Origin of the sequence: Thioclava sp. DLFJ4-1 (assembly GCF_002020145.1) — a bacterium.
Taxonomy (GTDB): Bacteria; Pseudomonadota; Alphaproteobacteria; order Rhodobacterales; family Rhodobacteraceae; genus Thioclava; species Thioclava sediminum.
In genome coordinates, this window is the sequence record NZ_MPZT01000001.1 from 1091698 (window position 1) to 1112635 (window position 20938).

General features: G+C 57.5%; 18 protein-coding genes and 1 pseudogene. 11 read left to right on the forward strand and 8 right to left on the reverse strand.

The window, feature by feature from the left end; translation table 11 throughout:
• Positions 1–146: 146 nt before the first annotated feature.
• Positions 147–629, reverse strand: coding sequence for a hypothetical protein (locus tag BMI85_RS04940; RefSeq protein ID WP_078599764.1), 483 nt, complete (start codon positions 627–629; stop codon positions 147–149).
• Positions 630–2299: 1670 nt separating this feature from the next.
• On the opposite strand from BMI85_RS04940, the gene BMI85_RS04955 reads away from it, so the two are divergent.
• Positions 2300–2494, forward strand: coding sequence for a hypothetical protein (locus BMI85_RS04955; RefSeq protein ID WP_078599771.1), 195 nt, complete (start codon positions 2300–2302; stop codon positions 2492–2494).
• 137 nt (positions 2495–2631) lie between these two features.
• Here BMI85_RS04955 and BMI85_RS04960 read toward each other — a convergent pair whose 3' ends face one another.
• Positions 2632–2853 (reverse strand): hypothetical protein, encoded by a 222-nt coding sequence (locus BMI85_RS04960; protein ID WP_078599773.1) that lies wholly within the window; start codon positions 2851–2853, stop codon positions 2632–2634.
• 301 nt (positions 2854–3154) lie between these two features.
• Between BMI85_RS04960 and BMI85_RS04965 the strand changes: the two genes are divergently transcribed.
• Together BMI85_RS04965 and BMI85_RS21035 are read left to right on the forward strand one after the other, a co-directional pair.
• Entirely contained in the window at positions 3155–3349 is a 195-nt protein-coding gene (locus BMI85_RS04965) for a hypothetical protein (protein WP_075777083.1), read from the forward strand.
• Positions 3350–3356: 7 nt separating this feature from the next.
• The gene (locus BMI85_RS21035) at positions 3357–3728 is read left to right on the forward strand and encodes a hypothetical protein (protein ID WP_143594979.1); all 372 of its coding nucleotides are present in this window, start codon (positions 3357–3359) and stop codon (positions 3726–3728) included.
• A 44-nt stretch (positions 3729–3772) separates the two neighbouring features.
• Here BMI85_RS21035 and BMI85_RS21530 read toward each other — a convergent pair whose 3' ends face one another.
• Positions 3773–4678: a helix-turn-helix transcriptional regulator gene (locus BMI85_RS21530; RefSeq protein WP_078599777.1), complete on the reverse strand. Its 906-nt coding sequence runs from the start codon at positions 4676–4678 to the stop codon at positions 3773–3775.
• A 233-nt stretch (positions 4679–4911) separates the two neighbouring features.
• Between BMI85_RS21530 and BMI85_RS04980 the strand changes: the two genes are divergently transcribed.
• The 5 genes from BMI85_RS04980 to BMI85_RS04995 all read left to right on the forward strand — a co-directional run bounded on the left by BMI85_RS04980 (position 4912) and on the right by BMI85_RS04995 (position 11934).
• The gene (locus tag BMI85_RS04980) at positions 4912–5208 is read left to right on the forward strand and encodes a hypothetical protein (RefSeq protein ID WP_078599779.1); all 297 of its coding nucleotides are present in this window, start codon (positions 4912–4914) and stop codon (positions 5206–5208) included.
• A gap of 1375 nt (positions 5209–6583) precedes the next feature.
• Positions 6584–7141 (forward strand): DUF6634 family protein, encoded by a 558-nt coding sequence (locus BMI85_RS04985; protein ID WP_078599781.1) that lies wholly within the window; start codon positions 6584–6586, stop codon positions 7139–7141.
• 2 nt (positions 7142–7143) lie between these two features.
• Positions 7144–7881 (forward strand): metallophosphoesterase, encoded by a 738-nt coding sequence (locus tag BMI85_RS04990; protein WP_078599783.1) that lies wholly within the window; start codon positions 7144–7146, stop codon positions 7879–7881.
• The gene (locus BMI85_RS21055) at positions 7878–8591 is read left to right on the forward strand and encodes a hypothetical protein (protein WP_143594980.1); all 714 of its coding nucleotides are present in this window, start codon (positions 7878–7880) and stop codon (positions 8589–8591) included. The genes BMI85_RS04990 and BMI85_RS21055 overlap by 4 nt, the downstream gene beginning before the upstream one ends.
• A 436-nt stretch (positions 8592–9027) precedes the next feature.
• Positions 9028–11934: a UvrD-helicase domain-containing protein gene (locus BMI85_RS04995; protein WP_078599785.1), complete on the forward strand. Its 2907-nt coding sequence runs from the start codon at positions 9028–9030 to the stop codon at positions 11932–11934.
• 416 nt (positions 11935–12350) lie between these two features.
• Here BMI85_RS04995 and benD read toward each other — a convergent pair whose 3' ends face one another.
• Genes benD through BMI85_RS05015 form a run of 4 tightly spaced genes read right to left on the reverse strand, consistent with a single transcriptional unit; the run spans position 12351 to position 16041 of the window.
• Entirely contained in the window at positions 12351–13151 is an 801-nt protein-coding gene (gene benD, locus BMI85_RS05000; protein ID WP_078599787.1) for a benzoate diol dehydrogenase BenD, read from the reverse strand.
• Positions 13148–14179: a benzoate 1,2-dioxygenase electron transfer component BenC gene (benC, locus tag BMI85_RS05005; RefSeq protein WP_078599789.1), complete on the reverse strand. Its 1032-nt coding sequence runs from the start codon at positions 14177–14179 to the stop codon at positions 13148–13150. Before benC ends, benD begins: the two co-directional genes overlap by 4 nt.
• Before the next feature lie 12 nt (positions 14180–14191).
• Positions 14192–14692 carry a benzoate 1,2-dioxygenase small subunit gene (gene benB / locus BMI85_RS05010; RefSeq protein WP_078540055.1) on the reverse strand — a complete coding sequence of 167 codons (501 nt, stop codon included), beginning with the start codon at positions 14690–14692 and terminating at the stop codon, positions 14192–14194.
• A complete protein-coding gene (locus BMI85_RS05015) occupies positions 14689–16041 on the reverse strand; it encodes a Rieske 2Fe-2S domain-containing protein (RefSeq protein WP_078599791.1) in 1353 nt (450 codons plus the stop codon). Before BMI85_RS05015 ends, benB begins: the two co-directional genes overlap by 4 nt.
• 282 nt (positions 16042–16323) lie before the next feature.
• On the opposite strand from BMI85_RS05015, the gene BMI85_RS05020 reads away from it, so the two are divergent.
• Both BMI85_RS05020 and BMI85_RS21535 read left to right on the forward strand, forming a co-directional pair.
• Positions 16324–17244 (forward strand): LysR family transcriptional regulator, encoded by a 921-nt coding sequence (locus BMI85_RS05020; RefSeq protein ID WP_078599792.1) that lies wholly within the window; start codon positions 16324–16326, stop codon positions 17242–17244.
• Positions 17245–17582: 338 nt separating this feature from the next.
• Positions 17583–17837 (forward strand): annotated as a pseudogene (locus BMI85_RS21535) (transposase); the annotation flags it as partial.
• A 1261-nt stretch (positions 17838–19098) separates the two neighbouring features.
• On the opposite strand, the gene hmpA reads toward BMI85_RS21535, so the two are convergent.
• A complete protein-coding gene (gene hmpA, locus BMI85_RS05030) occupies positions 19099–20280 on the reverse strand; it encodes an NO-inducible flavohemoprotein (RefSeq protein ID WP_078599793.1) in 1182 nt (393 codons plus the stop codon).
• Between the two features lie 156 nt (positions 20281–20436).
• On the opposite strand from hmpA, the gene BMI85_RS05035 reads away from it, so the two are divergent.
• Positions 20437–20862: an Rrf2 family transcriptional regulator gene (locus BMI85_RS05035; protein ID WP_078540059.1), complete on the forward strand. Its 426-nt coding sequence runs from the start codon at positions 20437–20439 to the stop codon at positions 20860–20862.
• Positions 20863–20938 lie beyond the last annotated feature (76 nt).

Below are 20938 nucleotides of genomic sequence, written 5' to 3' on the forward strand. Positions count from 1 at the left end.
TGCGTTCGATTTCAGCAATTGGGCATCAATCCCGCATGGTCGCTGCGCCGAAGACCGAATGCGCGGCAAACGCTATGGCGCGATTGCACTAGAGACGCTCAGGCACGCGACCACCTTTACCCCTTCCGTCAATTTCGCTCCCCACGCTATCGCTGAGGCTCTCTCGACGCGAAACGAGAGATAACACCTCTTCGAAATTGTCGCACCATCGGCCGAAGCGCACCCTCCGTCGCTTCCAAGTAAACTGCCAATCCAAAGATGAGAAGTGAGGCGATGAGAGCCGTCTCACGCAGTGCCGCGCTCTCCCAAACGTAGGAAATATCCTCAACAAACATCACCGTCGACGCAACTGCGAGAACACCAGACATCACCAAATATCCGTAAGGCGAGACGACAAGCATGAACAGCGAGAGCCCGAGAAAACCACCACAGACACCGATCAGATAGCAGACAAATTCCCGAAAAGAAGATCCATCGGGGGCATAAATGAGCCCCCAGGTGAGTAGAGCGCCCAACATCGAAAAACAAAAAATAACGAAACACGCAGCGGCTTTGGTCAACTTTCGCCGCAACGCGAGCGCCAAGAGGGAAAGAGTTACGACGAGAATAACAGCTTCTAAACCGACCATGGGCGGACTTGTAAGACCTAAACCATTCAAGTTTTCACCCTCTAAGTTTTGCTAAAGCAGCGCCGTGCTTGAGACCAACTCACCGCGTGATCAGCACAACCCCTACGAAAATCGCAAAGATCAGCAGGAAGCCCCACACGCCGGACCGGTTCAGGAGAGGCGCGCTCCGACCGCAAGCCCCACATCGGCTTGCTCCGAAACGCAACCGATGCGAACAAGACTCGCATGTAAAAATTCGCAGCGACCGGCCTTTGGCTTTTTGAAATTCACGCATTGATATATCTGAAATGTAGGAACGAGGTGTTGTTAGTAGATTTTATGAACGTTGAACGCCTCGAAACGCAGAAACTTTCGCTGTGCGAGAGGCGCCGAAGCAGTCGAAGGTCGCTTCCAGAAAGGTTAATGCAGGCTTTCAAGATATTTGCAAAAGTAATTTTATCTTTTCACACTCAGCAAGGCCGATTCACTACCTTGAGTTGAATTTACCTAAAACCTTGATCGCCGCACAGTTATTGCGTGCATTGAATTGCCGGGACTTGGGGACTCAATTTCTGATCATCGCAAATTGCAATTACGTCACATAAATCGATTCGTCTGTGACATGTTTGCGGAAGAGCTTGGCCGCCTCGAAGAGATATTGCGAAGCAACACGCGTCGTAGAGCCCCGGCCATCCACCTGTAAGCATCGTTGCTCTAATCGCTCAAAGGACCGACTGCGAGAGTCCCCGTTCTCTCCAAGGCCGGAAGCCTCCCGTATCTTGCAGAAAATCCGAGCAGGCATCGGGTTCACTGGCTACATAACTGGGGAGCCTGTCGGCACGCTCAGGCTCATCGCGCCCGGCGGAGCCGCCTGCGGCTTCCACGTGGGCGCCCAGCTCTGGATCGATGAATACCATCGAGGCTCGGCCCTATCGAAAACACTCGTCGAAACCATGGGAGATCTGCTCGGGGGATCGCCCAGCAAGAACGAGGACGGGTTGGGGTTTTCTACGGCTGGCTATCGGGCGCACGAACGAGCTCGGTAGAGCATCGAAGCGGCGGCGCGGCACGCTGGATACCCGGGAGAGAATGTCGCTTGCGAAATGCGAGGCACACGGGTCCACAAAACTGATCGTCGGCTTGGCCGGAAAGACAAAGGCGACCTACACCGGGCGTCGCGCTTTCTTGGCCCGGCGGGGCCCCGTCAGGCACAGACGTCTGTTAGGGCCTGTTGGCTGAGGCGTAAGACGGGTGCGCGGAGCTTTGAGTTGGCCATCAATCTTGATGAATCGAGGTTCGGGAAGGTCACAGGCCTCAAGTGCCCTGAGATCTTCTTCCGTCATCGTGGCTGGCTCCGAAAGGGTGGCTCGCAAGACATAAGCGGCCACCGCCGCTCCCCCGGAGAGCACGGTGAGCACGCCCGCAATGATATATTCGGCCAGATCCATGACACATCCTTTCGTCAGAACTGTAGCGACGAAACATCAAAAAGATCAAACTCGGAATTGCTCGGGTTGGTCCCGCCTTCTTTGCGGAATACTGACGCGCGTCGAGGCCTCGGAGCAGCCGTGGTAGTCGCTCACCGGGCGCACGCAGTCGCACAGCTCAAAAATCGCGAAGCCGATGCCCCCAATCAAACGAGACAAAGCCCACGCTTTCAGGCTATTATCGGCAACCACGGAGGGCACTGCATGGAAGACCTTTACAAAAAACGACAAGAAGAAAAGGCGCGAAGCCGCGCGAAAGATGAAGAGCGCCTGGCGAGGGGCGAAGTCGATCCTGTCGAGCTGCAACGTCAGAATTTCGTGTTCAAGAAAGTCCGAGCCGACCGGGTCGGCTTCGTGAAGAACCGCGAGCCGAAATCCATCAAGTTCCTCAGCCTTTGAGGCTGCTATATCCAACGGTCGGCACCGAGCTCCCGAGCTAGAAATCGGCCCGCATCTGCGCGGCGGCTTGGATATCTGCGAGAAGATGCTTTCTGCGAGATCAAGATGCTAAGCTTCCGATGTAATCAGCATCGCTTTCAGGTCGATCCATTCGAAGGATCATCCCCCTCGCCGTCATCCGTCGTCCTTTCGCCAAAATAGGCGTCGCCGGAAAGAGGGAGTGAATTGAACCACCGAATATCTTCAGCACTCAGGCTCGCCACATCGGTAATATACCGGCGCTCACGCATCACAATCCAGAAGGCCGCCACAGCGAACACGCCCATGAGGATCATACCGGCTGTCACATTCCAGTCCATACCGCGCTCCCTCCGTCGAAATTAGACCGGATAGGGCTAAATAAGTCAAACTGGCCCGAGATCATTGCTTCACCAGAAGCGCCTCTGAGAAGAAGCGTAGGGATGCCGATGCTTGTCGCAGTTTTCGCCGCAGCGCTGAGGGCAGATCACCTGCCCGTGTCGGCACGTCTGCGACAACCGCGATAGCCGCTTACGAGGAGCGCGCCGTCGCACATCTCAAATACTCGCAGCCAGCGCCTCCGATCAAACGAGACAAAGCACGGGCTTTCAGGCTATAATTAAGTTTTACGGAGGGCACCGCATGGAAGATCTTTTCAGGAAGCGGCAAGAGGAAAAGGCGCGAAGCCGCGCGAAGGATGAAGAACGTCTGGCGAGAGGCGAGGTCAGCCCCAGCGAGTTGCAGCATCAGAATTTAGTATTCAAGAAAGTCCGAGCCGACCGGGTCGGCTTCGTGAAGAGCCGCGAGCCAAAATCCGTCAAGTTCCTCAGCCTTTGAGGCTGCTATGTCTATCGATCAGAAACTTGCTCGAGCGAGAACTCAACGCCCAAGGGTCCTCGGCGAGCTGGAGGCACTGCTGCGAGCAGGCAATCCAGACCTCAACCTCTTCGTCTCGGCCCGCGCCCATTATGGCGAGCCCGGATTGGCGCATCTCCATCTCTATGGCGTCGAGGACGACCACGAACGCAGATCCCGGCTGATGAAATTTGCGACAGCCTGGCTTCTGGAACGCGGCATATCGATCGAACTTCAGGAGGGACGCGACGTCTATGACATTCGTCCATGGCGCGAGACCCATGGGGGCACGGCTCAAGATATGGGATCTCTGGACGAGCTGGACGAGCTGGACGAGCTGGACGAGCTGGACGAGATCTGAAAGCGCTCGAACGAGGATCAACACAAGACAAAGTGCAGGGCACACTAAGAGGCTTGTGCGCCCCCTCCCCCTCGAAGCTGGGCGACCTTCCAATGCCCGGTATACCCTTTCTTCAAATGGGCCGCGACGATCTGAAAACCGCTCTGTGGCCAGCTCTTCGGTGTGTCGACGAAGAGCAATTCCGCAATTCCGAATCCGGCCTCCTGGAGATCCCGCAACCGCGCCTTCGTCGTCAGATTGGTCAACGGCGCGAGCCAGACAATATTTTCGGAGACGCGCATAGCATGTCGCGTGAACGTGCGCAGCTCTGACCAGGGCGGATTTGTGACAACCCACTCTACGCGATCAGACCAAGAGAGAAAGTCGCGCCCCTCACTGATCTCGCACCAATGCCGCTCCAGGTGATCCGGATAGTGATTGTAGAATGCCCCTTCTCCGCGCGACGGATCGAGAACGCGACCCTCCATCGCATGCGAAAAATGATCGATGATTGCCTTGGCCAGATCAGGCGGCGTCATGACACGGTCCTGTTCCGCCTCATTCTTACGCGGCACCAGCCCTCGTCCTTTCGCGAGATCGCTCCGTTCCAGTGGATGGTGGATGCGGAGCAGCCGCAACGCTGCGGCAAGCGTCGCAACCCGTCCCGAGAACTCTGCCTCCAAGGCAATTATTGTCACGCGGCTGCAACCGATCTTGCGGGCGAGAGCCTGCTGCGAAAAACCGCGCGCACGCCGCCGCTCCATGAGCACACGCCCCATATGTTCCCCGGGCTCAGTGACACGCCAGCGCAAGCCAAGGATCGGCAAGATGGCCTCGAGCGAAAGGATCGTGCCCGCCCCGCTCTCGAGAGCGCGCACCGTCGGGATGCTGATATTGGCGCGGGAGGCAAGGTCAGCTTGTGTGAGCCCGCGCCCCACGCGTTCGGCCCTCAGGAGCTCGGAAAATGACATGTGCGAAAATCTTTCTATCCAAAGCACACAGATAGAAAAAAAACCTGACCAAGCGCAACCCGCCCGAAACGCAGCGGGACACGGGTCGGCGAAATTTCCTCTGCCTCGCAAAAAATCGAAAACCCGTTTTTTCAGCCTCGGCACTTAGACTGAACGCATCGTCAAGATCCGCCCCGGATCGCCTTACCCGTCCCCGCCGAGCCTCGCTCGCGCGGTCTCAGGAGATGCATGCCATGGCCCAGCGTCCTTTTGCGCCAAATAGGCGAAAATCTCATCGCGCAACTGGGTTCACCAAATCCGACGAAGAGCTTCTCGAACGGCTCGTGAAAGCCCGACAGCGCGTCGCCGAGCTGATGCTCGAAAAACTAGTCTACGCACCGATCTTCGAGAGACTGGAACACGAGATCGCGGCCGTCGAGGCGCGCCGGATCGAAGATCCTCTGGCCCGCGCAAGGGCGATCCTGCGTGGACAGCCAAGTGACGCGACCTCCCCGTCAGACGATCAAGACGATACGCCAGAGCCTTGGTAGGTTTGACTATCTCACCTGTCGATGCAGCAAGAATCCCGAACGCAGCGAACAGCTCAGCCGTCATGCGAAAAGCGAAAAGCGAAAAGCGAAAGGCGAAAGGCGAAAGGCGAAAGGCGAAAGGCAAAAATCCCCCAAAGCCTTCTAGCCAAGAAACATGAAGCGAAAATGCACAAAAATCCAAAAATTCAAAACAAGCATCGTCTGATTACCCTGCGGCAGCGCCAAGCATGCAGAAAATCGGGGACATCCGCGAACGCGTGCGAAAAAGATTTGCGATGGCAACTTGGCGATGCTCTCGACAGAATGGGACCGGCGTCCTCTGAAACAATGCGAGCCTTCGACAGCCGCAAGCGATCGCCCTCTTGCGATGAAAGGTGAAGCGAGATTCGGCCGCGCCCCGCGAAAAGCCGGCCCACTAGCTCATGCGAAAAACGGACGGCGAACGGGCGCGGCTTGCCCCCTTGCGCGAGCTATCTTTCTCGCCCGCGCCGCCGCCACAGCTTCCTATCATCCCCCTTGTCACGGTTCAGGCTCCGCGCCGAGCGTCTCTGGAAGTTGCTAGGCGTAATGCCGGACGAGAGCCGGGCAGTCTAGGGAGATCAATGGATAGCATTGCAAGCTGAGCCCGGCTTTTCAGCAGCCAGCCAATCGGACGGGATCTACTTAAGGTTTTGGGCTACGAGGTGATTGGCTGGCTTGAGGCCCGGTGCGAAAAACGATCGCAAAGACGACGCGTAGACCGACATCAGTCGAAGGACGGCCTGCCCCTCAAATTCGACGCGCGCCTCTCGTAGTGGGCGGTAGCGCGCCCGCGCCTAGCTAAGCTAATACCTAAGAAATACGCCGACACGCTGATCATTGAGAGCGTAGGGCGCGGGAATGTGCGCTTTAGGCGACAGGGCTGATTCGTGAAGCTGCCGGTTAAGGTTTAAGTATTAAACCAGTTCCCTTAATAGGCGGCGATGCGAAAAAAGAAGCATTTCGGCACCTAAGGAAGCACTTTGCCCCACTCAGCCAGCAACTTACCAGACCGAACACCCCATGCGAAAAACGTCAATAATACCAACAAGCTAGCCCTCGACGGCGAACCAAGGATTTAGTACTGTGTTCTGGTGAAACAAGCCCCGCGAGGGCAAAGCGAGGATACATAGATGGCACACACCTAGCCCAATCTGCCGGAGTGAACCGCCCCATCTTTGAGGCGCTCCGCAGCGACACTCACTCTACAACGCACCCACCGGGCATCTAGGTCGACATGCTGTCGGCCTGCGCCCTTCGTCATGGAAACCAACTCGTACATATGCCTGTCCGAGCACAGCAAACGCATGTCCGATGTTTAGCTGGCAGGCTAAATGGAGGCAATGGAGAAACAATAATGGAAGACGACACGAGACCGATTAGACCTTTTATTCCAATACTCAAGTCCATCTCTGATGTCAACTCGCTCGGGACGCTCGATCTCGGCAGCACCCAGCAGCGCATTCGAGAACATCCGGCGCTTGTTCCACTCCTGCAGACCTATCTCGCCGATCGCGCCCTTGGCGGACAAGGCGGATCGAGCGCGGACGGAACCTTCGACGCCACACTCTTTATGAAATGGATGATCGCGCTCAGTAACCTGGCACCCGCAATCGGGGATAACCTAGCGAGCGGGGAGCTATCAACCGCGCCTCTCCTAGACTCGTGGTGCGCGATCTTCGAAGACGCCGTGCCACTACTCGTCGGGCGAGTCTCCGGCCACCCGCATCTGCGTGAGGGTGCGCGGGTTCGAACTTCGCCTCTCATGAATCTCCAGCCGAAGGCGGGCTGGGCTCGAAGTTGTAACCGCTTCTATCGCTTGGGCTTATACGATCCAAGTTTCCTGAAAACCCTGCAAAAAGATGGACGCCTTTCTGCGAGCGCAAAGCTCCTGCGCGCCGATCGGAGATCCTGATCATGTCCAAGGTGCTTATCTTGGCGGACCTGCATCTCGATCTCTGGATGCAGAAACACCGCAACCCATTCGATGACCTTGAGCTCGAGAACGCTGAGCTTCTCATCATAGCTGGCGACCTCGCCAACAAGCCCAAGATCCGTTGGCGCCCCGCGCTTCAACTGATCGGCCAGCACGTCGATCTCGATCGGATTCATGTCATCCCGGGCAATCATGACTACTACGACTTTCGGCTCGATGGCGACGACCGCCTCGCGGATCTCGCGCGTGAAGCCGGCGCTCATCTCGCGCAGAAACGAGTGCTCATACATGAGCGCACGCGATTTCTCTGCGCCACGCTCTGGACTGACTTCGCGCTCGGACCGGGAAGCGTTGCGGAAAAGTCGTCCCGCAACGACTGGGTGATGAATGACTATCGCTATATTCGCGTCGCAGGAAGCGGCTACCGCAAGGCGCGGCCAGCCGACACCATCGCGAAGCACCATGAACATCTCGATTGGCTGCGAGGGCAATTGGCGACGCCCTTCGATGGCGAAACCGTCGTCGTCACGCATCATGCCCCGCACCCGGCTGCACTCCCTCCGGGCGCGCCGCTGCCTTGGTGCTACGCTTCAGACCTGACTGCGCTCATCGAGGAATACCAGCCCGAGAAATGGCTTTTCGGCCATACCCACCATGCTGCGGAATTTCAGGTTGGGCGCACGCAGCTGAAGAATGTTTCGAAAGGATATCCGAAATGAAAACAACGTGCGCATATGATTTTTGGGGAAATCACATTGAGGCAAAACCGTTTGATGGCTTACTGGCAGAAAGCGATTACATCTTCAAATCTACTGGCAGCATCTACAAAGTTCGCGCAAAAGACATAGAACTCATTCCCGCCAAACCTGGAGTTTATATTATAATTGGAAGAAACTCAGTTTATTGCGGAATGGGAAAGAATTTAAGGCAAAGAGTATCTCAAAGCATTTCCAAGCAAGGCTTTGGTGAGTGGGTATTTTTTATACACGAAGATGAAGTCTCCATACAAGACGGTGAGCAATATTATCAATTTTTCACAATATTAGAAGCGCTATGCATACGTGCATTAAGCACAATGCGCACCTACAACAACCTACCAATCAAGCTCACAAACCAGAAACACCGCAAGCCCTTACCTCCTATCGCCTGGAAAGATCCGGAAAACTCACGCTACAAACTTCCGATCACCATGGCCCAAACCGCCCTTTCCAACTTCATGCCTCCGAACCCACCGCCTCATAAAATAAGCCCATTTGAATACGCCTACCGTTTATGGCCGATCAAAGAGCTTACGATTTTGGATGTCCTAAGTCGAAAAAGGATTATTTGGGCACCAAGAATAGTTCAAACCTTAGCGATTACATATGTAGAACCACCCGATGAACTTTCCGAATATCGCAAATATTTACTTTCTTCATCTGATCGGTAACTGTCGCAGATTTGGCGCAGGGATCGTTTTTAGGCGCCTCAGCGTTCGACTCGATCCAACAGAGTCTGGCCCTGAGCCGCTCAGAAATAGCATCGCCTTGTCCAATTCCATATAGGCAAGGCGACCACGAAATACTCAAACCACCCTCGAGGAATTGCCATTGATGGCATCTGGAATTTTTCGTAGATGATAGACCACGCACCAAACGACGGCTTCATCACGTGCTAGGTTCCCTCACCACAAGAATCAACCTCACCCCTTTAGGCGATCCAAGAAGCCGATGAAAACGCATCTCGCCGATGGGATGAGAATGTGCAATCTTGGACTTTGAAGGCGGCGCCCCAAGGGACATGCCTCCGTGCCATAGCAGGTTACGCGACCACATCGGTCATTCCGCGTTCAGGTTTTGTTGAAAAGGTATTTGTCGTTCTCGCGTATGGATCTCGTTTCTCATTCAATCTTCGGATTTCTCTCAAACCCTCGTGGAAAGCATCCGCGCTCATTGACCCTGGCGGAGGGTGGCATTTCTGTTGCCTCGGGCATGCGGACCTGGATCGGCTTCGAAGAGGTCGCCGACAAACCCACGCTTAAACGAGGAGTGTTTTTCTCGCGGCTTATCCTTGATCTGCAAACCGGAGAGAGAGTAGCCCTGCCGGCTGTTAACCAAGCAGAAGCCAAAGCTTTCGCTGAGGCTCTCGAAACAGCTTGGGCGGCGTTCAATCACGAAGAACTGGGAAGACAAGAGGAGACGATCGAGCGCCTCCTCGCAGCCTTGCGGCCCCTTCGGACGCCTGAGGCATACCCGGCCGCATTTTCTGTGGCAACACTCGCGCGCGACGCATTGGAGCTAAACGAGCGCGTTTTGTCGAAACTTAAGGCCACAGCCATTGGTAAAGAAAAGATTGCACGCTTCGCCCCAATAGTTGCCTTCGCCAGCGATCCCGCCGCCGCGCGCGCCGCGGCAATCGAGCGTTTTGTCGACACCCAACTCGAGCGCTGGAAGAGTTTCCTCGACACGGTCGAGTCGAAGCCGCTCACACCAGAGCAGCGCTTGGCGGTGATCGTCGATGAAGATGCGACGCTGGTTCTGGCCGGTGCCGGATCCGGCAAGACGAGCGTCATCACGGCAAAGGCTGCCTATCTTCTCAAGGCTGGCATCAGAACGCCGGACGAAGTGCTGCTTTTGGCCTTCGCGCGAGACGCTGCTTCGGAGATGTCGGAAAGGATCGAGAGCCGCTGCGGAGAGCCTGTTGCAGCACGCACCTTCCATGCGCTCTCATATGAAATTATCGGTGCGGTCGAAGGTAAAAAGCCGGCGCTCGCGCCAACAGCGACGGATGACAAAGCCTTCCTGTCTCTAATCAAGGACATCCTCCGAGACATCGTGCGCGGCGATACTGAGCTGGCCGAAACCGTGATTGGATGGTTTGCAGGGTATTACGATGATTTCCCCAACCAATGGGATTACTCGCGGGCGCACGAGTGGTATTCGGAGGTCGAGAGTCGCAACCTCAGATCTTTGAAGGGCGACACCGTCAAAAGCTTCGAAGAACTCCTGATTGCGAACTGGCTCTATCGCAATGGCATCGCTTACGAATACGAACCGACCTACGAGCATAAACTTCCCGAAACCGGGCGGCGTATCTACACCCCCGATTTTCGCTTGACCGAAAGCGGCGTCTATATCGAACATTTCGGCGTGCGAAAATCTCGCGACCCGAACGGTAAAGAGCTACTTACGACCGCTCCTTTCGTTGATCGCAACGCGTATCTCGAAGGCATGCTGTGGAAACGGGAGGTCCACGCGGCGCATGAGACTGTCTTGATCGAGACCTATAGCTGGGAACGTCAGGAAAGTCGGCTTCTTGAGGAACTCGCAAGGAAACTCGAACCGCATGTCGCTCCGAGCCCAATCCCGCCAAAGGAAATTTACGACCGGGTGACGCAGATCGGCGTCGTCGATGGTTTAACGTCTCTGATCGGAACCTTTTTACGCCACTTCAAGAACGGCGGCTACGAGCTCAAAACTTGCGCCGAAAAAGCCACGACCCTGAAAATGGGTAAGAGAGCGGAAGCCTTTTTGAAGATCTTCGGTGCCGTTTATCGAGAATATCAGGCGCGACTGGGCGAACGCATCGACTTCGAGGACATGGTCCTCCGTGCGACCGCACATGTCGAATCCGGACGATACCAGAGTCCATTCCGCCATATTCTCGTGGACGAGTTTCAGGACATCTCGACCGGTCGCGCCCGCCTCATTCAGGCCCTTAAAGCGCAGCATGCCGATGCCAGAATTTTTGCAGTCGGCGATGACTGGCAGTCAATTTATCGCTTCGCCGGATCCGAAATCCACATCATGCGCAACTTCGGAGACGAATTCGGAGGGACATTCGCCGGTGAGACGGGCATTCATCGGACAGTCGATCTCGGGCGCACCTTCCGATCGGTCGACAAAATCGCACTGGCGGCCAGGCTATTCGTTCTGCGCAATCCGGCTCAGATCTCAAAAAAGGTGGTCCCTGCGGGGGAAGCAAACCAACCAGCCATTCGCATTTCCTTGACCCACCGCGAGACCGCGGATGAGGCACTCGATCGCGCGCTCACATCACTGTCGACATTCCACTCACCAAGCGATCGAAGCGCTTCGGTCTTGCTGCTGGGAAGGTATCGCTTCATCAAGCCCGACCTCGGGCGTTTACAAAAGAAACACCCTTCGCTTTCGCTCAGCTTCAAGACAATCCACGCGTCCAAAGGTCTCGAAGCGGATCATGTGATCATCCTCGGGGCTGACAATAGCCGTATGGGGTTCCCCTCGCAGATCGTTGACGATCCACTCCTGACACTAGTCTCCCCAGAGGCGGAGCCATTCGAAAACGCCGAGGAACGCCGCGTGATGTATGTCGCGATGACACGCGCACGCAACACGGTGACCATTCTCGCCTCGGAAGCGCAGCCATCGATCTTCGTCCGCGAATTGATCGACGACCCGCGCTACGAAATCAAGCGCCCTCACGGGGCCTCGGAGCAACAGCATATCTGTAGCCAATGCGGCGGGCGATTGATTTACATGCCCGGAAAAGGCGGTTCGGGCTGGTATCGCTGCGAACACGTAAAGCTGTGCGGCAATCGCATGCCCGCCTGCCCGCAATGCGGCGCTGGATTGCCGCTTCGCGATACGAAGACCGGAGAAATGACCTGTCCAGCATGCGGCGCGGGGCAACCAGCCTGCCCCAATTGCAGTGAAGGCTGGCTCACCAAACGCAGGGGCCGCTACGGTGTCTTCCTTGGCTGCGTGCGTTTTCCGGACTGTCGGGGCAAGGCGAAAATGCGAGCCCCTCGCTAGAGCAAACGCGAAGGACGCCCCGAGCGCGAAGAGTGAGAAGACATGTCGGTCTTCGGAGGAGCGAGGCATACGCCTCGGGGCTCGTTTAACAACACGTCACACCCGGAATGCATATAATCGAGCACTTTAAGCACCGAGCCCGCAGGTGCTCGTTCAACTTCACGGGGGTGCGCGATTCGCGCCGTGGCATACCGTCTATCAAGCACCCTTACCCCGCCGTAAGCCATTGATATGCTTTGAAACCGGGATTTATGAAATACAGCAAAACGAGCCCCCCGGATTTGGCGCAGTCTAGCCGCCGGCAAGATGAACGGCTGCTTGGTTACTCAAAGAACAATGTGGTCGGACCGCATTGTCGTCGTATCGCCGCAGGAAGGCCGCGAGCAGCAGCCCGCAGCCTCGAGAGAAACGATGAATCACCCGGTATCGCCACCTGCAACCACCAGAGTGCTGCCGGTGATGTAGGACGCCTCTCGTGACGCAAGGAAGAGAATAGGCGCGACTTGCTCATCGAGTGAACCGTAGCGTCCCATCATGGTCGAATTCTTGACCTGTTCGACCGCCTCCGCCATCCAGCCTTGCTCAGCCTCGGTGTCGCCTTTGGCATTACGCGGGATACGGCGAGGCGGCGCTTCCGTGCCACCCGGAGCGGAGGCCACGACCCGGATATTTTCGCCTGCGACTTCCATCGCGAGGCTGGCCGTCAGCGCATTCACCCCTCCCTTGGCCGCCGAATAAGGCACGCGATGGATGCCGCGCGTGGCGTTGCTGGAGACATTCACGATGACGCCCCCACCCCGCGCGCGCAGATGCGGCAGGACCGCATGGCAGGACCAAAGCGTTGGCATCAAGGAACGTTGAATCTCGGCCTTGATCTGCGCAGGCTCGAACTCTGCGTAAGGCCGCATCCGGATTGCGCCCCCGACACCCGTCACGAGGATGTCGATCCCGCCGAACGCATCTATCGCTCCCTCCATGACCGCCTCGGCGCCCTCATAGGTTTCAAGATCGGCCACCACCGCTTTTGCCCGGCCCGGACTCGCAGCGTTGATTTCAGCTGCGACCTCGGAGACGAACTCCGCCCGGTCCGCAAGAAACACATCAGCCCCTTCCGCACAGGCTCGGGCGGCCACGCCAAGACCGATGCCTTGCGCCGCCCCGGTCACGACCATGACCTGCCCCGCAAAGCGTTCCGGGAAATGATCCGTTGCGCTCATGCGGCCTCCGAGGTGCTGATATCTGCGGGCGTGAACTTCTCGTAATGGAAGCTCGCAGGCACGATGTTCTTCTCCGCGAGGAAGTTGCGCACCGCCTCCACCATCGCAGGTGGCCCGCAAAGATAGACGTCCAGATCGCCGCCACGCAGATCCGCATCGCTTAGGTGATGGGTGACATAACCTTTCTGCGGATGGACACTGGCCTCATCGGCCACACAGCAGGCGAATGTCAGGTTCGGCAAACGCTGAGACAGCGCCTCGAGCCGCGCAACCTCCACCAGATCGTCATCCGTCGTCACACCGTAGACGAGGTGAACCGGTTGCGAGGTTTCCCCGGTCTCGGCCACAACTTCGAGCATCGACAAAAGTGGCGCAAGGCCGGTCCCACCGGCCAGCATCAGCACCGGGCGCTGAACCTGCCGCAGGAAGAAGCTCCCATAAGGGCCTGTGAACGACATCTTCTCTCCGAGTGTCACTGTCTCTGTCAGATGCGTGCTCATCGCCCCGCCGGGCACGTTGCGAATGAGGAACGACGCCTCGGACGCACCGGGTGCCGAGCTGAAGGAATAGGAGCGGGTTTGCCCATCCGGGAGAGCGATATTCACGTATTGCCCCGGCAGGAAGTCGAGTGTCCCTGGGTCAGGCAGCGTCAACCCCAGCCGGATCGTCGTCGGCGATACACGGTCGAGCGTGCTCACCTCGACCGCGAACTCCGCAGGGGTCAGCTTGCAGCTCGACGAGGGCACCGGGACCGAGACGATGCAATCCCCCGAGGGCACCATCTGGCAGGAGAGAACATACCCCTCCTGCGCCTCGTCTTCCGACAAGGCTTCCTCGAGGAAATCATCCCCGAGATCGAAAACCCCCTGCTCGCAACGGCACTTGCAGGTGCCGCAAACCCCGTCCGAACAGTCGACCGGCAGATTCACCTTCTGGCGATAGGCTGCGTCCATCACCGTTTCCATCGGCTTGACCTCGATGACACGGGTCACGCCATCTTCGAAATTGAGCGCTACGCGATAGCTCATGATTGCCTCCGATCACACATGATAGACGTCGATGACCTGATGGATGTAATCGTCCTTCAGGATCACTTTCTTGGCGGCAATCAGCGGCGTGTCGCCCGACAGATCCACCGTATAGAAAGACGTTCCGAAAAAGCTCGTCGTCGTCTTGTAGCGGTGGCTCAGCGTGTGCCAGTTGAACCGCAGATCGATCTCCGTTTCGCGCCGCTCGAGGATTTCGACATTGCTGATCATATGATTGGTGCGGGGCTCGGGCATCGTCGCGCCGGAGCGTTCGGTCTTGATCCGAAAAACCCGGTCTTCGAGCCCGGCCCGATCGGGGTAATAGATCAGGGAGACTTGGCTTTGCGGATCCTCGATCAGCTGATCGTCATCGTCCCAGGACGGCATCCAGAAGCTCGCCTCGGGCGCGTAACATTCGAGCCAGCGATCCCATTCCCGATCATCGAGCAAGCGCGCTTCGCGATAGAGAAACTGCGTGAGTGCGGTCAGATCATTTGTCAAAGGCGCGTTCATGCCAGTTCCTCCACGCGGCTCTCTGCCTTTTCTGCCTCAAGCGCCTTCAGAAGGGTCTCGGCCCAGAATTCGTGCTGACGAACGAAAAGCCCCTCATCTTCGGCACGCTCTGCGCTGAGGATCGGGTTCATTCCCATCGCCTTGGCGTTTTCATCCGGACCATTCTCCCAGCGGGTGGCCCCGCGGCTCAAGTCGTTCCAGACGCCATCCGCGGCGGCGTAGGCCTCTTGGCACGCGCGGAACTCTTCCAGATCGTCGGGGGTGCCCATGCCTGAGACGTTGAAGAAGTCCTCGTATTGCCGCAGCCGCAGCGCGCGCTCTTCCGGCGGCTCGCCGACGGGGGCGAAGCAGTAGATCGTGATCTCGGTCTTATCGACGGAAATCGGACGCACCACCCGGATCTGGGTCGAGAACTGATCCATAAGGTAGACATTGGGATAGAGGCCGAGATTTCGCGTCTGGTTGACGATGAAGCTCGTCTTCTCCTCGCCCAGGCGTGCGGCCAGCGCGTCCTTGTGATTCCAGATCGGGCGCACCTCCGGGTTTAGTGTCCGGGTCCACAAAAGGATATGCCCCTGCTCGAAGCCGTAGACACCACCCGTGGATTTCGACCAACCATTGGCATCGACGGCCTTGGTGCCCTCTTCCTTGCGGTGCCCCATCGTGGCGGAATAGTTCCAGTGAACCGAGCTGACGTGATAGCCGTCTGCGCCGTTCTCCATCTGCAGCTTCCAGTTCCCGTCGAACGTGTAGCTGGAATTTCCGCGCAGAACCTCGAGCCCCTCAGGTGCCTGATCGACGATCTGATCGATGATGACACGGGTTTCGCCAAGATGCTCTTCCAAGTCCGCCACGTCGGGGTTTAGAGACCCGAAGAGGAAGCCCTTGTAGCTGGCGAATTTCGCAACCTTCTTGAGGTTATGCGACCCATCCCGGTTGAAGGCTTCGGGATAGGCGCCGGTCTTGCCGTCTTTCACCTTCAGCAGCTTGCCCGCGTTGTTGAAGGTCCACCCATGAAACTGGCAGGTGAAACTCGACTTGTTGCCATGCTTGCGACGGCAGAGCGTGGCGCCGCGATGCGCGCAGGCGTTGACCACGGCGTGCAACTCACCTTCCTTGTCGCGGGTGATGATGATCGGCACACGCCCGATCCAGGTGGTAAAGTAGTCGTTGTTCTGCGGGATCTGGCTCTCGTGGGCAAGATAGACCCAGTTGCCCTCGAAGATATGCTTCATCTCGAGTTCGAACATCTCTTCATCGGTGAAGATGTCGCGACGACAGCGGTGAATACCGGTCTCTGGGTTCTCGATCACCGCGTTCTCGATACGGGATTTCAGGTCGTTTGCCATAGGTCCTCCTCCAATCTGGTGCGTTCCTGCAACGGCAGGGTCTTGGCTGGATCGTCGAGCCGAGCGGCTGGGAGACCGACCGTCCGGGTGTAAAAAACCGTTCCCGAAAATCGGGTTTCGGAGCCATCTCGCGGCTCTTCAGACCTAATAGGTATCGAGCGATACCTCCCGACGGGTAGCGTCCTCCTCTACCCGGCTCAATCAAGCTTCGGCTAAACTGACAAAGTGAGAGGCGTTTGGCCAAGACCAAGTAAGTCTGCCTTTATGCCGGGAGGGTATAGTATGGAAATGCGGCAGCTCCGCTATTTCGTGGCGGTGGCGCGGGAGAGGAGCTTCTCGCGTGCGGCGAACACACTCAACATGGCACAGCCTCCTCTGAGCCGGCAGATTCAGATGCTCGAGGCGGAGATGGGCGCGGAGCTGATCGACCGCTCGGTGCGTCCGTTGCGCCTGAGCCCGGCTGGGCGTCTGTTCCTGAAGCAGGCCGAACAGATACTCGGCCATGCCGAAGCGACGAAGGTAATGATGACGCGAACGATCAAGAGCGCCAAGCGCAGCGTGGTCTTCGGCTTCGTCGCCTCGACGATGTATGGTCGATTTCCAGCACTGATCCGAGGTTTTCGCAAGAAAGCCAGCGATATCGAAGTGCATCTCGTCGAGATGAGCAGCCTTGAACAGATTAACGCCTTGAAGGAAGGAAGGATCGACGCGGGTTTTGGCACCCAGCGGTTCGAGGACACTGACATCCGGCGCGTTCTGCTGCGTGAAGAACAAATGATCGTCGCTCTTCCGATCACGCATCCCCTGGCCGGAACCGACGCGCCGCTGCCCCTGTCGCGGGTCGCCGAAGAGCCGCAGATCCTTTACCCGAGCAAGCCGCGCCCGAGCTACGCCGATCAGGTTCTGACGGTTTTCCACGACCACGGACTGACGCCGATGATCGCCCATGAAGCCCGCGAACTGCACATCGCCCTCGGCCTCGTCGCGGCCGAGGAGGGTATCGCGGTCGTGCCTGCTTCTCTGGACAGGCTCCGGATGGAAGGCATCTGCTATCGTCCCATCGAGGAACACCCCACTTCGCCAATCTTCATGAATTACCGGCAAGGAGACACCTCGCCGCCCATCTGCCTGATGAAGGAAGTCATCTGCGAAATGTATCCCGACTGGGGTTACGCCGTGCCTGAGGGCCTGCGCGAAACCTGACCCCTTGCGGAGCAGTTTCATTCTAAGCGAGCGCGGCCCTATGAAGCACGTGTCAGAGGAAGAAATACGACCGCGTCGGGGCATGACCTTTCTCGCGATACGTTCCTCGTGCCCGCGCGATCTGCCGGAGGGAAAAACACCCACGCCGAAGGATACCCGCTGTGGGAAAGATGGGGGGGGGGGGGGGCCGGATTTACCAAAAATCGAACCGAGTGGGTCGGCAAAAGGACGCAAGCCATACCCCTGGAGGAAAGCTTCTTTGCCGAGACGACCAATTCAGCTCAAAAGCAGGGAAGACCGCTCTCGATCGTCCGCTTGACTAGATATAGGCGCGTGTGGTGAGCAGTCTTCTCTGGCTGAGCGACGAGAAGATGGCACTGCTCGAGCCGTTCGTCAGAAAAACAGTCCAATGGACTGTTTTCTGATCTTCCTCACTTCCGAAGAGCCATGGCCGCCCACGGGTTGATGATCGTCATATTCTGAGCGGGATAATCTTCATAAACCGCAATGGGTTGCACTGGCGCGATGCACCGCAGGAATACGGTCCACCCAAAACACTCTACAACCGCTGGAAGCGTTGGAGCGAGATGGGCTTCGTGCGCCCAGTGATGGAAACCCACCCTCTGGCCTGGACCTTCTTCTTGCCCTTCATAATGGTCACGACCTTCGCAGTGGTGAACCTCCTGGTGGGCCTGATCGTGGATTCTATGCAGGACGCTCATTCAGAAGAGGAGACCACGCGCACCGGTGCCTACCGGGATGAAGTTCTCCTGCGGCTCGACGCGATCGAGCGGCGGATCGGCGATCTTCGGAGAGGCGACCAAACGGGCGAGTGACGCGGGGAGCCGGGGTGCGTATGAGGCAACCTCGACCGGACTTTGAAGGCGTGAGTTGCCATGGGGGGCGCCACTATCTCTCATAGTCCGCCCTATCTGATTGCGGGGCTCTGAGGGCATACATCTCTCGCTGCAAAGACGCGCAGATCCTCGTAGAATTCGGCGAACGCAATTATAAACGCCGCAATCGGACCGAAATCATGGTCGGCACAAGAAAGAAAAAGTCAGACACAAATCCGTCACTTTCCCACCGTCCTCTCGCCACCTTCTCGCTCAAAGGTTGAGTGGTCGTCATTTCAATTTAAGGAACGACACTTTCTCCAAATAGTTATCTTGGAGCCTAAAATGCATATTTTTTGGTCTTTTTCTTACCTTATATCTCTGCTTTGCCCGAGATGTGATCCCGTTTTCTCAGCCCGCCTTGAGACCCTCAAGGCCATCCAAGCTTTTCCACCCTACCGCTATCGACGGCGTGAACCACCCACACCCTTTCAAGCACATCGTCGAGTGACCTGACGCAGTTAGCCCCTCAAGCTGTCAGGTTGGTGGCGGGAGCAGCCGGGCGATCGCCCGGCTGCTTCGCGTTCATCTGAGCCTTCCCCGGCCTTCTTCTATGTCAGCTTCTGAAGCTCAAATTGTCTAATCTTTTCGGCGGCATGCCAAAGCAAAGAGCGATTACGTCGCTTTGAGCCTCCCGGTCGCACGACCCCACCGTTCTATTCAGAAAACGGAGGACGAGAGACATCGAATAAGCGGCACAAGCCGGAAGAGATTGCCATGAAGCTTAGGCAGCTAGGACGTTCGATCGACGACACATCATGCTCAGAACGTATATCGACATGCGGGTGAAGCTCCGGGCTCGCAGGAGCTCGTTCAACAGCAAGAGGGTGCGGTTCTAGGTGCGGCCCGTCGTGTATCGTCCCCTCCCCTTTTCAAGTCACCGGCATCTCTTCAAAGCAGCTCTGGTCACATAGAGCGGCGGCCCGGCGCTCGACGGATAGAGCGCTGGGACGAGGTATCAACCGATCTGCGCGGATGCGGGGCCGAAGAACTCATAGTGAATGCGAGCGTCCGGAACGTTTGCTGCCTTCAGACCGGAAACCATCTCCTGCATGAAGCCCGTCGGGCCGCAGATGAAATAGTCCGCCCTAGCGGGATCGCTGATCTGCACGAGCCAGTTCGGATCGACGCGGCCGGTATGGACACCATTCGCGACATCATTCTCTTCCGGCACCTCATAGAAGACGTGGCTCTCATGCGCCTTCGCACGGGAGGTCGCGGCAAGCGCATGGGACTGGCCGTTCCGCGTCGCGTGGACATAGACCATCCGCAGATCGCCGCCGCCATAGCTCTCCAGCATCGAGATCATCGGGGTGAGGCCAACGCCGCCTGACAGCAGAACCACCTCTCGCTTGTCTGCGGGATCGAGGAAGAACTCGCCAGCGGGCGCGGCCACGTCGAACTCGGCGCCGACCTCGACCGCATCATGCAGCCAGTTGGAGATCCGCCCGCCGGGCTCGCGCTTGACGGTGATGCGGTAGGACTGACCATCCGGCGCCGAGGAGATCGAGTAGTTGCGCCGATACTCCTCGCCTTCCGCAGGTGCAAAGCGGAAGCTCAGATACTGACCGGGGCGATGCTTGAGAACAGGCAACCCATCCACGGGATAGAGCGTGAAGGACGCGATCTCGGAGGTTTCGCTGTCCTTCGCGCCAACCTTGAAGCGCCGCCACCCGCGCCAGCCGCCGTCCTGTTCTTCCGCACCGGCGTAGATCTCTTCTTCTCGCTCGATGAGCGTATTGGCAAGGAACCAGTAGGCCTCGCCCCAGGCATTCAGGATCTCGGGGGTCGCGACCTCGCCCAACACCTCGGCGACAGCGCCCAGCAGCGCTTCGCCGACATGGGGGTAATGCTCGGGGAGGATCTGCAAACCGACATGTTTCTGTGCGATCCGTTCCAGCGCATCGGCCAAGACCCCGGGATTCCGGATATGGGTCGCATAGGCCACCAGCGCCCCCGCGAGCGCTTTGTGCTGCGGCGAGTTGCCATGTTGATGCGACATGTTGAACAGCGCCCGGATTTCGGGAGCGGCGAGCAGCCTGCGATACATGACCGGCACGATCTGATCGACGTGCTCGGCGACGACGGGTGCAGTGGCTTCGATGATCGCGAGTGTGTTTTCCGAGAGCGGCTTGGCCATCATTGTCTCCTGGGTTATAAAACATACCAATGAACCGCATCTATTCTCTCGGGAATTAAGATGCCAATCACAGGTATGTTTTTCTTGTGCGACATTCTGTCCGGCCTCGTGATACGAGACGCGTCGCTTGGGAGCCCGATCAGGAGAGATCTGCGAATGCGCTTGAACGACACTACGGACCTTGCCTTGCGCGTCATGATCTATGCGGCGTCGATGAAAGACCGCCGCTTCACGATCGATCATCTCGTCGCGGCCTATCACGCGCCTCGAAGCACGGTCATGAAGGTCGTCAACGCGCTGACCCGAGGCGAATTTCTGACTGCCCAACGCGGCCGGTCCGGCGGCCTGGGGCTTGCACGTGCCGCCCAAGAGATCGGCGTCGGAACAATTGTGCGCCACATGGAGACGGATTTCGATCTCGTCGAATGTATGCGCAGCGACGGAGATTGCACGATCACAGCATCCTGCCGTTTGATTTCTCCCTTGGCGGAAGCCCGGGCGGCTTTCTTGGCGACGCTCGACAACTACACGATTGCCGATATCGCGATCTCGCCGCGCGATTTCGGGCTGGCAGCATCATGAGGCGGCGATCCTGAGGACTTAAGATCAAAAATCTTGACCGAGGCCGTATCACTCTGAGCAACTAACAATAATCAAT

What these genes read in the sequence shown, in the direction of transcription:
- BMI85_RS04940 (WP_078599764.1), bottom strand. Translation starts at nt 629, where the DNA reads ATGGTCGGTTTAGAAGCTGTTATTCTCGTCGTAACTCTTTCCCTCTTG.
- BMI85_RS04955 (WP_078599771.1), top strand. Translation starts at nt 2,300, where the DNA reads ATGGAAGACCTTTACAAAAAACGACAAGAAGAAAAGGCGCGAAGCCGC.
- BMI85_RS04960 (WP_078599773.1), bottom strand. Translation starts at nt 2,853, where the DNA reads ATGGACTGGAATGTGACAGCCGGTATGATCCTCATGGGCGTGTTCGCT.
- BMI85_RS04965 (WP_075777083.1), top strand. Translation starts at nt 3,155, where the DNA reads ATGGAAGATCTTTTCAGGAAGCGGCAAGAGGAAAAGGCGCGAAGCCGC.
- BMI85_RS21035 (WP_143594979.1), top strand. Translation starts at nt 3,357, where the DNA reads ATGTCTATCGATCAGAAACTTGCTCGAGCGAGAACTCAACGCCCAAGG.
- BMI85_RS21530 (WP_078599777.1), bottom strand. Translation starts at nt 4,678, where the DNA reads ATGTCATTTTCCGAGCTCCTGAGGGCCGAACGCGTGGGGCGCGGGCTC.
- BMI85_RS04980 (WP_078599779.1), top strand. Translation starts at nt 4,912, where the DNA reads ATGGCCCAGCGTCCTTTTGCGCCAAATAGGCGAAAATCTCATCGCGCA.
- BMI85_RS04985 (WP_078599781.1), top strand. Translation starts at nt 6,584, where the DNA reads ATGGAAGACGACACGAGACCGATTAGACCTTTTATTCCAATACTCAAG.
- BMI85_RS04990 (WP_078599783.1), top strand. Translation starts at nt 7,144, where the DNA reads ATGTCCAAGGTGCTTATCTTGGCGGACCTGCATCTCGATCTCTGGATG.
- BMI85_RS21055 (WP_143594980.1), top strand. Translation starts at nt 7,878, where the DNA reads ATGAAAACAACGTGCGCATATGATTTTTGGGGAAATCACATTGAGGCA.
- BMI85_RS04995 (WP_078599785.1), top strand. Translation starts at nt 9,028, where the DNA reads ATGGATCTCGTTTCTCATTCAATCTTCGGATTTCTCTCAAACCCTCGT.
- benD (WP_078599787.1), bottom strand. Translation starts at nt 13,151, where the DNA reads ATGAGCGCAACGGATCATTTCCCGGAACGCTTTGCGGGGCAGGTCATG.
- benC (WP_078599789.1), bottom strand. Translation starts at nt 14,179, where the DNA reads ATGAGCTATCGCGTAGCGCTCAATTTCGAAGATGGCGTGACCCGTGTC.
- benB (WP_078540055.1), bottom strand. Translation starts at nt 14,692, where the DNA reads ATGAACGCGCCTTTGACAAATGATCTGACCGCACTCACGCAGTTTCTC.
- BMI85_RS05015 (WP_078599791.1), bottom strand. Translation starts at nt 16,041, where the DNA reads ATGGCAAACGACCTGAAATCCCGTATCGAGAACGCGGTGATCGAGAAC.
- BMI85_RS05020 (WP_078599792.1), top strand. Translation starts at nt 16,324, where the DNA reads ATGGAAATGCGGCAGCTCCGCTATTTCGTGGCGGTGGCGCGGGAGAGG.
- hmpA (WP_078599793.1), bottom strand. Translation starts at nt 20,280, where the DNA reads ATGGCCAAGCCGCTCTCGGAAAACACACTCGCGATCATCGAAGCCACT.
- BMI85_RS05035 (WP_078540059.1), top strand. Translation starts at nt 20,437, where the DNA reads ATGCGCTTGAACGACACTACGGACCTTGCCTTGCGCGTCATGATCTAT.